The organism is Pseudoduganella namucuonensis (genome assembly GCF_900116645.1).
Lineage (GTDB): Bacteria > Pseudomonadota > Gammaproteobacteria > Burkholderiales > Burkholderiaceae_D > Rugamonas > Rugamonas namucuonensis.
In genome coordinates this window covers 259710-272454 of record NZ_FPBO01000003.1, presented here as the reverse complement: position 1 = coordinate 272454, position 12745 = coordinate 259710, and the positions used below count along the sequence as shown (strand labels likewise).

Here is a 12745-nt window from a genome sequence, read left to right as displayed (position 1 = left end):
GGGCAGTCTGTTATTGCCGCCAATTATCGAATGGAAATATGGAGAAATTGTGCAGCGGCCCGCGAGTGTTGTTTATCGGAACAGTATATTCGCAGAATTAATGCCACATAATCCGTTGAATATAACGTATTAATTCGACTCCAGTAAATTTTGCTGCGGCATTAACTCCGCCACAACAATTTAAATGGAGACTTATAAGTGAAACTATCAAAGTGCTATGCAGCCCTGGTATCCGCTTTAATGTTAACCGCCGCCGTTCCGGCATTTGCGCAATATCAACAACAGACAATATACCGGGGATCGGTATTGCATTTCGTGGCGGACCCTGCCACGAGCCAGAACCCCTATGAATACTACGAGGACGGCGCCCTGCTGGTGGGCTCGGACGGCAAGGTCAAGGCCATCGGCCCCGCCTCCACGATTATCTCCAGCAATTACCAGGCGCAAGTCATCGATTATTCCGGGCGGCTGATCATGCCGGGCTTTATCGACAGCCACGTGCATTATCCGCAAACGGAAATGATTGGCTCCTTTGGCCAACAGTTATTGGAATGGTTGAATACCTACACCTTCCCGACCGAAAAACAATTCTCCGATAAAACCTACGCCAAGGGTGTCGCAAAAACATTCTTGAATGAATTAATGCGCAACGGCACCACCACCGCGCTGGTGTTCGGCACCGTGCATCCGCAATCGGTGGACGCGCTGTTCGAGGAGGCGCAGACGCGCAATATGCGCATCATCGCCGGCAAGGTCATGATGGACCGCAACGCGCCGTCCTGGCTGCTGGACACGCCCGCCACCTCCTACGCGGACAGCAAGGCGCTGATCCAGCGCTGGCACAAGAACGGTCGCGCGCTGTACGCCGTCACGCCGCGCTTCGCGCCCACCTCCACGGCGGCGCAGCTGACCGAGGCCGGCCGCCTGCTGCAGGAATACCCGGACGTGTACATGCACACCCACCTGTCCGAGAACAAGGGCGAGATCGCCTGGGTGCAGGAACTGTTCCCGTCCTCGAACGGCTACCTGGACGTGTACAACAGCTTCGGCCTGTCGCGCAAGCGCTCGGTCTACGCGCACGGCGTGCACCTGCGCGACGACGAGTTCGCGTCGCTGGCGCAGACCCAGTCCGCCGTGGCCTTCTGCCCGACCTCCAACCTGTTCCTGGGCAGCGGCCTGTTCGACCTGCAGAAGGCCGAGGACTACGGCGTGCACGTGGGCCTGGGTACGGACGTCGGCGCCGGCACCAGCTTCTCGGCGCTGCAGACCATGAACGAGGCGTACAAGGTGATCCAGCTGCACAAGGCCTACGCCGAGGACCCGTCCACACGCGAACCGCTGACGGCGCTGAAGGCTTATTACCTGGCCACGCTGGGCGCGGCCAAGGCGCTGGACCTGGACAACAAGATCGGCAGCTTCAAGGTCGGCAACGAGGCGGACTTCATCGTGGTGAACCCGAACGCCACCGACCTGCTGAAGTTCCGCATGCAGCGCGCCACCAGCATCGTGGACAAGCTGTTCGTGCTGCAAACGCTGGGTGACGACCGCGCCATCGAGAAGACCTACCTGATGGGCAAGCGCCAGACCGTGACCACCGGCACCACCGGCGGCTACAACTACGACTACGGCTACAACTAATGGCCCAAACGGCCCGTTGACGCGTGCTCCGCCCGGCGTCACCATACAAGGGTGGCGCCGGGCGCGCCGAACTCACCGACAAGGCGGAACATGAAATCACTGACCAGGCTTCTCCTGCTTCCCGCATTGGCCGCCGCCATCGCGGCCGCTCCCACCGCCAGCGCGCAAACCGCCGCCAAGCCCAGGCAATACCTGTACATGCTGCGGGTGGCGCCGCCACTGCAGGACCCCGCCAAATGGAGCGACGCCGACAAGGCCGCCACCTCGCGCCACTTCGAGCGCCTCAAGAAGGCGGCCGACAGCGGCCAGGTGATCCTGGCCGGCCGCAGCACCGAGGACCTGGACAAGACCTTCGGCCTGGTGATCTTCGAAGCGGCGGACGACGCCGCCGCCAAGGCCTTCATGGAAGCCGATCCCGCCGTGGTGGCGGGGGTGATGACGGCCACGCTGCATCCCTACGCGGTGGCCTTGCAGCGCAAGTCCGCTCAGTAACGCCCGGGGCGAAGATGGGCTTGCGGCCGCGCCACAGGCTCCAGCCCGGACCGGTCGGGCTTCGTTCCTTCCCGACGCGCCACCTGGCTCTTTTCCATCGCATGGGCGACCAGGACCACAAAGCCGGGGAACAGGATGCTGAGGTTGCGCAGTTCGCCGGGCGCGCAGAAGGCGAGAAACAGCGGGACGTTGACGCAGGCCGCAAGCAGCAGGTGGCGCCGCATCCCCGCCGGGCAGGACAGCCAGCCGCGCAGGGCGATGACGGCGATCAGCATCAGGACGCCGGCGAACGCGCCGCTGGGGCCGACCACGCCGTATGTCAGCTCGGCCTGGAGATAGGCGCGCGGGCGCGCGTAATTGTAGACATTGTTCAGCAGCTGGAAATGCGCGGCGCCGCCTTCCGCGTCGAGATACGACCATTTGATCGCGGCGTTGACCAGCCCCGCCAGCAGCATGGCCGCGCCGGTGGCCAGCAGGGCCGTCCCGCGGCCGCCCCGGTCGCGGATCAGGGGATAGAGGGTCGGCAGGAAGAAGAAGAACGATTCCTTGTTCAAGGTCGCCGGGAGCGCCAGCGCGACCAGCAACAGCCAATGGCGGCGCAAGGCGAGCAGCATGGCCGTCGCGAGGAAGAACAGCTCCAGGCAGTCATAGAAATAGCCGCCCACCGTTTCGAGGTAGGGAAACGCCAGCACAAACGCAAGCGGCGCGAAGACGGCATGCTGGCGCCGCACGCCCAGCTCGAGCAAGACGCCGCGCAAGACGAACAGGCTCCCCAGCAAAGCGACGAAGCACAGGTAGTAAATGACGACATAGCGGAACTGATAGGCCGGTTTGACCGACGCGGCGGCGCGCGCGAAGGTGAGGCCGGGGCCGAGCTTGGCCGACAGATAGTTCCGCGCCGCGGGCGGAGTGAACTCTTGCGCCATGTCGGCGAGCTCCGGGGCCAGCCGGCGATAGGCGAACGGCTTGCGGGCCGCGTCGTCCAGCACGAGTTCGATGCCGAACTGCGTTTCGCCGTCGCGGAACGCCCACTTTCCCGCAAAACCGGACATCGCGGCCGCGGCGACCATCCAGTACAGCGCTAGCAGGATGAGCAGGGACGCGTGGCGGGAATAGACAACTCTGTCCAACATGCTTGAGCCTCCCGGTTAACAATCCGTAACCGCTTGACTCTGCTGGCGCGACCGGGAAACCGCAGCCGGTATGCGCAAGAAAGTCGCTCGGCCCACATGATTTCCAACAAATGCCGGAGCTCCGGTGGCCGCCGCGCCGCTATGTTGCCGCAGAGGAAAATGCTACACTCTTCGGCTTTGAACCCCAGGAAAGTCGACTATGCGCTCCACCCTCGTTTACGCCGGTCTGTTGGCCGCAAGCGTCCTGGCCGGCTGCGGCGGTACGCGGGAAAGCGCGACGGCGCCCGCCGCCGCCGAGCGGCCGCGCATGGCCGCGGCGCTTCCGCAGTTGGCGCAGCCGGTGGTATTCAGCGGCCCGCTGGCCAACTACAGCATCGCCAAGACGGACGCCGGCTACCTGGTGACCGACACCACCGGCGGCGAGGCGCCGCGCGCCGTCGCCGCCACGGCGCGGCTGCGCTTCAGCGACGGCTCCCTGTCCTTCGACATCGACGGCCTGCCCGGCCAGGCCTACCGCCTGTACCGCGCGGGCTTCGCGCGCACGCCCGACGCGGCCGGCCTGGGCTACTGGCTGGGCGCGCTCGACCAGGGCGCCAGCCTGGACGACATGGCCAGGGGCTTCGTCGACTCGGCCGAATACAAGGCGCTGTACGCCAACGCGAAGAGCAACGCCGACATCGTCAATCAATACTATGTGAACGTGCTCAACCGTCCGGGCGAGGCGGACGGCGTCGCCTACTGGAGCGGCGTCCTCGACAGCAAAGCCGACACGCTGGCCGGCGTGCTGCTCAACTTCAGCCGCGGCGACGAGAACAGGAGCGGCACGGCCGCCGCCCTGCAAAGCGGCATCCGCTACCAGGAATACGGCGTGACCTATCCGGACTCCGTGCCGCCCTTCCCGGTGCGCACGGCCTACCAGCAGCGCGCCACGGCGGGCGGCACGGATTACCTGGGCATCTCGGGCAGCTGCAACGGCTACGCGTCCTTCGCCTACGGCGCCCCCGTGAGCACCAGTTTCGAGGGCAAGAGCGCGCTGTCGGTGCAAAGCACGATCAGCCTGGGCCTGACGACCTGCTCGCCGGCCAGCCTGGCGTGGACCGTGACCGATTATTACGACGGCAACGACGCCCTGCTGGGCCACAACGAACCCGGCAACGAATACGACGTCGGCGGCGCCCAGGACACCCTGCCGGTGGCGGCCAGGATAGGCGCCCGAGGCGTCTACGCGACCCAGGCCAGCTACGCCAACAGCGGCAAGCAGGGCACGCCCGGCCAGCGCGTGCTCAGCTATGCGGTCGAGGCCGACGGCAACTCGGCCACCACCGCCCTCCTCAAGCTGACCGCCGTGCACACCACGGCCGCCGGCCAGACCAGCCTGACGCGCGCGACCACCTACCGCATCGGCGCCGACGCCACCCTCGAGCAACTGACGGTGGACGAGCTGTACGCCAGCGGCATCCACCTGGTCTACACACAGAGCCCGGCCAACGCCCAGCCGGCCAAGCTGACTGCGACCGACACCGTCGTGGGCGCCGACGCCGCGGCCCAGAGCGGCCAGACGCTGACGGTCAACTACACCGGCTGGCTGTACACCCCCGGCGCGGCCGGCTTCAAGGGCGCGCAATTCGACTCGTCCATCGGGCGCGCGCCCTTCAGCTTCAAGCTGGGCGCGGGACAGGTCATCAAGGGCTGGGACCAGGGCATGCTGGGCATGAAGGTGGGCGGCAAGCGCACCCTGCTGATCCCGAGCGGCCTGGCCTATGGCACGGCGGGCGCCGGCGCCGGCATTCCGGGCAACGCGGCCCTGGTGTTCGAGGTGGAACTCATCGGCGTGAAGTAAGGCGAACGGGCGGTGGCCGCCGCTCGTTTGAGGCGGCCTGGATACAACGCCAGCTTCTGTCCACGACGTCATGTTCTTTCCGGGTGGCATTTATGCTAACATCGTTGCTTCCGCGCAGCCTGCCGGCCCCGCGGTGGCCGCCACATGTCCAAGCCCGATATGACACCCGCCCTCTACCTGAACCTGCTGCGTTTTCTCGCCGCCTTCGCCGTCTACATTTATCACGCGGGTCACTTCGCGGGGGTGAGGGTGCCCTTCTTCGGCAACTTCGGTTCCCACGCGGTGATCGTGTTTTTTGTGCTGTCCGGACTGGTCATCGCGTATTCGACCGGCAGCAAGCATCAGGACGGCGTCGATTTCGCCATCGCGCGCCTGGCGCGGCTATGGTCGGTGGTGCTGCCGGCGCTGCTGCTCACGCTGGTCCTCGACACGGTCGGCCAGATCATCGCGCCGGCCGCGTATACGCCGATGCAGCCCTATTCGGCGTTCAAATGGGCGGCGTCCATCGTCGCCAACTCGCTCTTCCTGAACCAGATCTGGAGCCTGTCCATCTGGCCCGGCACCAACGGCCCGTTCTGGTCGCTGAGCTATGAATTCTGGTATTACGCCTTGTTCGGCGCGGCCTGCTATTTCCGGGGCTGGAAACGCGTCGCGGTGGTCGGCGCGGCCGCGGCGATCGCCGGTCCCAAGATCCTGGTGGCCATGCCCATCTGGCTGCTGGGGGTCCTGCTGTATCGGCACCTCAAGCCGCAAAGCGCGGGCGCGGGCAGCGCCGGGTGGGCGATATGGGCCCTCAGCCTGGTGGCGGCCGTCTGCTACACCCTGCTGGGCGCGCACGACACTCTGACGGCCGTCTTCCCGCGGCTGTCCGCCTGGGCCACCAGCACCTGGGCCGTCAATTTCGTGCCGGAGAGTTACGCGATCGGCTTGATCGTCTCGGCCCATATCCTGGGCTTCGCCTGGGCCAGCACGCGTCTGCCGGCGCCGTCCAAGGCCCTGTCCAACCGCGTCCGCATCATCGCGGACACGAGTTTCGGCCTGTACCTGTTCCACTATCCCGCGCTGTACTTCACCAAGGCGCTGATGTGGTGCGCCGAGATCACCGAGGGCTTGCTTTACGTCGAGGTGGTTTACGCGCTGCCGTTCGCCATGTCGACGGTGTTGGCCCTGTACTGCGAAAAGCTGAAGCGCAGCTTCACCGGCTACCTGAACGCGGGCGCCAGGCGCATGGGGTGGATGCCGCGGCAGGCGCTGGGCGTGTAGGCGCGATCCCGTCTCAGAAAAAGCGCGGGTCGCAAATCCAGCGCTTCAGCGCCGTCGCGGTGATGGAGGCCGAGTCGGCATGCAACGGATTGATCAGTACGTTAAATTCATCGGGCACGATCACCGACGGCACCAGCAGCAGAGCAGAACCGCGCGCGGCGGCCCAGGCGTCCCCCGCCATGCGGCTCGACAGGCCCGCCGGCACTGCGTCCCACCCGCCGGGCAGCGGATCGAGAAACGAGCGCGCGGCCCACACCGCGTCGGGAACGTCGATGCGCACCAGAAAGCGATTGAAGGGCATGCCACCGTTGCCCAGGTTGACGACGGTCTCGAGCACCGCCAGCGCGATGCTGGTGGAGCAGTATGTGAGCGGCGTGCCTGGACTATTCCAACGCCCGCCCGTGATCTTGGCTCCGGTGCCGCTCAGGTCCGCCGCGGCGTACATGGGGGCGTCGACGGCAATCCGCCACACAGACTGGGTCACGCGTAGGCCCCGCTCTGGCTCATGGACAACAATTCACCCACCAGTTTCTGACCCTCGAAGGTGTCCATATAACTCGCCGGCGTCGCGCCGCCCAAGGCGGGAAGCGGCTGGCCGAGCCAATCCGCGAGCCAACGCGCGGCGTCAAACCTGTCCGGATCGCCGGACTGCTCCACCATCGTTTGCACCTTGCCAATCAAGGACGCGACGCCAAGGACGCGCTCGGATTCGTCTTTCGACAAGGTGGTGTCATCCTTTTCCTTGCGGCTAATGGTCGCGCGGGACAGGCCCAGGCTGCCGAGCAAAAGCTCTTTGCTCATACCCATGCTCGACGAGAGCCGCCCCACCACCGAGGCTGGAATACCCTGGCGTATGAGGGCAATGCGCGCTTGTGGATCGAACCGGAAGATTTCCAGGCGGTCGAAGAGGACGGCGGTGGAGCCGCGGGGTGCGGTTTCAGCTTGGCCGTCAGAGCGGCTGGCCGCCGGCCGGGCCACTTTTGCCGCTGCGACCTGCTGTGCCGAAGCCTGTTTTGCAAGCGACTTGGTTTGGGCCATGATCGTCTCCTTTAAGACGACAATATAGCTCAAATGAGGCGTTGACATGTAGCTACGGGAAGCGGTCTGACGCACGACCAAGTCCTCGCCAAACGGCGGAGCCATGGTTCAGTGATACGGAGGACGGAACGCGAAGAAATCTGGTGCGGCTGGCGGGGATCGAACCCACAACCCTTGGCTTCGGAGGCCAATACTCTATCCATTGAGCTACAGCCGCGCAGGAGGGAAATACGAAGTGTCAGAAGGATACCGGGTTTCGTTCCGCGCGTCCACGAAAAGTGTCTCTTTTACACCTTTGCGCGTCCATCCGCTTATTTTTAAGTCTATAATCGCCCGTTTGGCGCGAATTTGCTCTTCTTCATGCACAAACGATAACGCCGACGCAAGTTTCGAAATTTGTTACCAAGGAAATCATGAGCGACAACCACGAATCCGCCATCCGCACGCCCAAGCAACTCGCAGCTGCTGTCATAGGCTTCTTCCTCATTACCGTGCTGGGCATCGCCCTGCTGGTGCAATACGTAACGGCCACCAAATTGCCCGGCGCCGGCTCCGATGGCCAGAGCGCGCAATCGATCGATGCGCGCCTGCGTCCCGTGGCCGATGCCGGCTACACGCTGAAAGACGCGAACGCACCGAAGGTGCTGCAGTCCGGCGAAGCCATCTACACCTCCACCTGCGCGGCCTGCCACGGCACCGGCGCGGCTGGCGCGCCGAAAACCGGCGACGCCGGCGCCTGGGGCGCCCGTCTGGCGCAAGGCTACGACACCGTGGTGAAACACGCCATCCAGGGCCTGCGCGCGATGCCGGCCAAGGGCGGCAATCCGGATCTGGACGATATCGAAGTGGCGCGCGCCGTGGTGTTCATGGCGAACAAGTCCGGCGGCAAGCTGAAGGAACCCGAAGTGCCGGCCGCTCCAGCAGTGGCACCGGCGGCCGCGCCCGCCGCGACGCCGGCGGCGGCGCAACCAGAGCTGGCGCCCAAAGGCTGATTCCCACCGCTCCATGAAAAAAACCGCTCGAATGAGCGGTTTTTTTTCGTCCGAATCCGACCCCGTGCTTTACCAGATGATCACGCGGTCCTTCGGCGCCAGGTACATCTGGTCGCCCTGCTTGACCTTGAAGGCTTCGTAGAAGCCCGGCTGGTTGCGCATGGTGCCGTTGGCGCGGTACTTGCCGGGCGAGTGCGGGTCGGTCTTGATGCGGGCGATCTGTTCCGGATCGCGCATCTTGCTGCGCCACACCTGGCCGAAGCCCATGTAGAAGCGCTGGTCGCCCGTCAGGCCGTCGATCACCGGCGCCGGCTTGCCCTTCAGCGACAGCTTGTAGGCCTTGTAGGCGATCGCCACGCCGGAGTTGTCCGCGATGTTCTCGCCCAGCGTCAACTCGCCGTTCACCTGGTAGCCGGGCAGCGGGCTGAAGGCGGCGTATTGCGCCACCAGCGCCTTGGTCTTGGCTTCGAAGTTCTTGTGGTCGGCGGCGGTCCACCAGTCGCGCAGGTTGCCGTCGCCGTCGTACTGGGCGCCCTGGTCGTCGAAGCCGTGGCTGATCTCGTGGCCGATCACGGCGCCGATGCCGCCGTAGTTCACCGCGTCGTCCGCGCTGGCGTCGAAGAACGGCGGCTGCAGGATGGCGGCCGGGAACACGATCTCGTTCATCTCCGGGTTGTAATAGGCGTTCACCGTCTGCGGCGTCATGCCCCACTCCTCGCGGTCGATCGGCTTGCCCAGCTTGTTGATCTCCTTGTTGTAGTCGGCCTGGCGCGAACGCACCAGGTTGCCCAGCAGGTCGTCCTTGGCCACCACCAGCGCCGAGTAGTCGCGCCATTTGTTCGGGTAGCCGATCTTGTAGGTGAACTTGGCCAGCTTGGCTTGCGCCTGCTTCTTGGTGGCCGGGCTCATCCAGTCGATCTTGTCGATGCTCTGCTTGTACGCCACCAGCAGGTTCTTCACCAGCTGTTCCATGCGCGCCTTGCGGGCGGCCGGGAAGTGCTGCTCGACGTAGAGCTTGCCGACGGTCTCGCCCAGCGAACCCTCCACCGTGGCCACGCCGCGCTTCCAGCGCGGCTGCATTTCCTTGGCGCCGCTCAGCACGGTGCCGTAGAAGGCGAAGTTCTCGTCGACGAAGGCCTTGGACAGGTAGGGCGCGTTGGCGCGCAGGGTCTGCCACTGGAAGTAGGCTTTCCAGGTGTCCAGCGGGGTGGCGGCGATCAGCTCGCTCATCCCCTTCAGGTAGGTCGGCTGGCCCAGGATCACGTAGTCCACCTTGCCGGTGATCTTCAGCGCGTCCAGGTAGGCGTTCCAGTCGAAGTTCGGCGTCAGCGCGTTCAGTTTGGCGATCTCGACCTTGTTGTAGGCCTTGATCGGGTCGCGCAGCTCCACCTTGCTCCACTGGACCTTGGCCAGTTCGGTTTCCAGCGCGACGACGGCGCGCGCCTTGGCGGCGGCGTCCTTGTCGCCGGCCAACGCCAGCATGGCGGCCACGTGCAGCTCGTACTTGGCCAGCGTGTCGGCCAGCTTGGCGTCGTCCTTTTTCAGGTAGTAGTCGCGGTCCGGCAGGCCCAGGCCGCTCTGCTGGAAGTCCACCACGTATTTGGTGGAATCCTTGTTGTCCTGGTGGATGCCGAGGTCGACCGGGGCGGCGATGCCGCTCTGGTTGTGGCGCGCGATCAGCGCCGGCAATTCCCGCTTGTCGGCCAGGTGGGCGATGCGCAACAGCTCGCCGCTCAGCGGGCTGGCGCCCAGCTGCTCAAGCCTGGCCTCGTCCATGAAGCTGGCGTAGAAGTCGCCGATGCGCTGGGCGTCCGCGCCCGCCTTCGGGTTGGCGGCGGCCTGCTCGATGATGGCGCGCAGCTGCGGCTGGGTGTCGTCGCGCAGCTTGGCGAACGAGCCCCAGTTCGACTTGTCGGCCGGGATCTCGGTGGTGGCCAGCCATTTGCCGCTCAGGTGGGTGAAGAAGTCGTCCTGCGCGCGGACGGCGGGGTCGATGTATTCGATGGAGATGCCCGACGCCGGCTTGGCGGGGCTTTTGGCCACGTCGGCCGCGCCGGCGATGCCGGTGGCGCCGGCCAGCAGGGCCAGGGTTAATGCGCTTAACAGATGTCGTTTCACAGATGGAGTCCCTCTCGTTGTGGCGATGGTTTTCTCCGGCTTGTGGCCGGGTTTTTCACTCTAGCACAGGGCTTCGGCGCGCCGATAGCAAAAAGACCACGGGCGTGGTCTTTGCACCAAACCAAAGGCAGAAACCGGGGTCAGACCCTACGGGTCTGACCCCAGCATTTGCCGGTGGTTTTGCTCGCTTACCAGATGACGATGCGCTTCTCGGGCGCCACATACATCTTGTCGCCCTCCTTGACGCCGAAGGCCTCGTAGAAGCCGGGCTGGTTGACCACGGTGCCGTTGGCGCGGAACTGGCCGGGCGAGTGCGGGTCGGTCTTGACCTGCTTGATCTGCTGCTCCTCGCGCATCTTGCTGCGCCATACCTGGCCGAAGCCCATGTAGAAGCGCTGCTCGCCGGTCAGTTTGTCGATCACCGGGGCCGGCTTGCCGCCCAGCGACAGCTTGTAGGCCTTGTAGGCGATCGCCAGGCCGGAGTTGTCGGCGATGTTCTCGCCCAGCGTCAGCGCGCCGTTGACGTTGTAGCCGGGCAGCGGGCTGTAGCCGTCGTACTGTTTGGTCAGCGCGTCGGCCTTGGCCTTGAAGTTGGCGCGGTCGGCCTGGGTCCACCAGTCGCGCAGGTTGCCGTCGCCGTCGGACTGGCTGCCCTTGTCGTCAAAGCCGTGGCTGATCTCGTGGCCGATCACCGCGCCGATGGCGCCGTAGTTCACCGCGTCGTCGGCGCGCGCGTCGAAGAACGGCGGCTGCAGGATGGCGGCCGGGAACACGATCTCGTTGGTGGTGGAGCGGTAGTAGGCGTTCACGGTCTGCGGCGTCATGCCCCATTCCTCGCGGTCCACCGGCGCGCCCAGCTTGGCCAGGTTGCGGTTGTAGGCGAAGGTGGCGGCGCGGCGCATGTTGCCGGCCAGGTCGCCCGGCGTCAGCGCCAGCGCGCCGTAGTCGCGCCACTTGTTCGGGTAGCCGATCTTGTAGCTGAACTTGGCCAGCTTGGCCTGCGCCTCGCGCTTGGTCTCCGGGCCCATCCAGTCCAGCCCGTCGATGCTGTCCTTGTACGAGGCCATCAGGTTCTTCACCAGCTGCTCCATGCGCGCCTTGCGGTCGGCCGGGAAGTGCCGGGCCACGTACAGCTGGCCCAGGCCCTCGCCGATGGCGCCCTCCACCACGCCCACGCCGCGTTTCCAGCGCGGCGGCTGGGCCGCCACGCCGCTCACCACGCCCTCGTAGAAGGCGAAGTCGGCGTCGGCGAAGGCCTTGGACAGGTAGGGCGACGCCTCGCGCAACAGCTGCCATTCGAAATAGGCTTGCAGCGTGGCCAGGTCGGCCGCGTCCACCGCCTTGACGAAGCCGGCCAGGTAGCTCGGCTGGTTGACGATCACATAGTCGGTCTTGGCGGCCACGCCGGCCTTGCCCAGCGCGCCGTTCCAGTCGTAGCCCGGCGCCACCTCGGCCAGCCTGGCGATGTCGGTCTTGTTGTAGCGCTTGACCGGGTCGCGGTTGTCCACCTTGGTCCATTGCGCCTCGGCCAGCGCGGTCTCGAAGGCGAGGATGGCCTTGGCGTTGGCGGCGGCGTTCTTGTTGCCGGCCAGGGCCAGCACGCGCTCGACGTGGGCCAGGTATTTGTCGCGGATGCCGGACAGGCGCGCGTCGTCCTTCTTGAGGTAGTAGTCGCGGTCCGGCAGGCCCAGGCCGCTTTGCGTGATGTAGGCGGCGTACTTGCTGGAGGCGCGCGCGTCCTGGCTCACGTACACGGCGTAGGGCGCGGCCACGCCGATGCGGTTGAAGTGCGCGATCAGGCCGGGCAGCGCCTTCTTGTCCTTGATGGTGCGGATGGCGGCCAGTTCCCCCACCAGCGGCTTCACGCCCAGCTTTTCCAGCGCGGCCTCGTTCATGTAGCTGGCGTACAGGTCGGCGATCTTCTGCTCATTGGTGCCGGCCTTGTGCTTGCCCTTGGCCAGGTCCTCGATGATGGCGCGCAGCTGCGGCAGCGTGTCGTCGCGCAGCTTGGCGAAGGAGCCCCAGCTGGACTTGTCGTCCGGGATCCTGGCGGTCTTCAGCCATTCGCCGTTCAGGTGGTGGAAGAAATCGTCCTGCGGGCGCACGCCGGCGTCGATGTATTGGGTGTCGATGCCGGATATCGGCGCGGCCGGTCCGTGGTCGTGGTCCTCGTGCGCCTGGACGGCGCCGTGGGCCACCATCAGGCCCAGGACCAGGGTGCTCAGCAGGGT

The 12745-nt window shown here is 65.5% G+C and carries 10 protein-coding genes and 1 tRNA gene; 5 read left to right on the top strand and 6 right to left on the bottom strand.

Annotated features, from left to right (window positions below):
• Window positions 1-240 precede the first annotated feature (240 nt).
• The gene (gene guaD / locus BM436_RS05200; protein WP_093554218.1) at window positions 241-1638 is read left to right on the top strand and encodes a guanine deaminase; all 1398 of its coding nucleotides are present in this window, start codon (window positions 241-243) and stop codon (window positions 1636-1638) included.
• Window positions 1639-1728: 90 nt separating this feature from the next.
• Complete coding sequence (locus BM436_RS05195; protein ID WP_093554216.1) at window positions 1729-2130, top strand: YciI family protein; 402 nt, start codon at window positions 1729-1731, stop codon at window positions 2128-2130.
• Here BM436_RS05195 and BM436_RS05190 read toward each other — a convergent pair.
• Window positions 2124-3263 (bottom strand): hypothetical protein, encoded by a 1140-nt coding sequence (locus BM436_RS05190; RefSeq protein WP_093554214.1) that lies wholly within the window; start codon window positions 3261-3263, stop codon window positions 2124-2126. The genes BM436_RS05195 and BM436_RS05190 overlap by 7 nt on opposite strands.
• 199 nt (window positions 3264-3462) lie before the next feature.
• On the opposite strand from BM436_RS05190, the gene BM436_RS38435 reads away from it, so the two are divergent.
• Complete coding sequence (locus tag BM436_RS38435) at window positions 3463-5103, top strand: FKBP-type peptidyl-prolyl cis-trans isomerase (protein WP_093554212.1); 1641 nt, start codon at window positions 3463-3465, stop codon at window positions 5101-5103.
• A 144-nt stretch (window positions 5104-5247) separates the two neighbouring features.
• Entirely contained in the window at window positions 5248-6366 is a 1119-nt protein-coding gene (locus BM436_RS05180; protein WP_093554210.1) for an acyltransferase family protein, read from the top strand.
• Between the two features lie 13 nt (window positions 6367-6379).
• Here the strand turns inward: BM436_RS05180 and BM436_RS05175 are convergent, their stop codons facing one another.
• From BM436_RS05175 to BM436_RS05165, 3 genes are all read right to left on the bottom strand, one after another.
• Window positions 6380-6850 carry an RES family NAD+ phosphorylase gene (locus BM436_RS05175; RefSeq protein WP_093554208.1) on the bottom strand — a complete coding sequence of 157 codons (471 nt, stop codon included), beginning with the start codon at window positions 6848-6850 and terminating at the stop codon, window positions 6380-6382.
• Window positions 6847-7404 (bottom strand): Xre family toxin-antitoxin system antitoxin, encoded by a 558-nt coding sequence (locus tag BM436_RS37710; protein WP_229489076.1) that lies wholly within the window; start codon window positions 7402-7404, stop codon window positions 6847-6849. The genes BM436_RS05175 and BM436_RS37710 overlap by 4 nt, the downstream gene beginning before the upstream one ends.
• Window positions 7405-7545: 141 nt before the next feature.
• Window positions 7546-7621: transfer RNA gene (locus BM436_RS05165), tRNA-Arg, on the bottom strand.
• A gap of 196 nt (window positions 7622-7817) precedes the next feature.
• Here BM436_RS05165 and BM436_RS05160 point away from each other — a divergent pair.
• Complete coding sequence (locus BM436_RS05160; RefSeq protein WP_093554206.1) at window positions 7818-8396, top strand: c-type cytochrome; 579 nt, start codon at window positions 7818-7820, stop codon at window positions 8394-8396.
• A gap of 69 nt (window positions 8397-8465) precedes the next feature.
• Here the strand turns inward: BM436_RS05160 and BM436_RS05155 are convergent, their stop codons facing one another.
• A complete protein-coding gene (locus tag BM436_RS05155; RefSeq protein WP_093554204.1) occupies window positions 8466-10514 on the bottom strand; it encodes a M13 family metallopeptidase in 2049 nt (682 codons plus the stop codon).
• A 188-nt stretch (window positions 10515-10702) separates the two neighbouring features.
• Window positions 10703-12715 (bottom strand): M13 family metallopeptidase, encoded by a 2013-nt coding sequence (locus BM436_RS05150; RefSeq protein WP_093554382.1) that lies wholly within the window; start codon window positions 12713-12715, stop codon window positions 10703-10705.
• Between the last annotated feature and the right edge of the window lie 30 nt (window positions 12716-12745).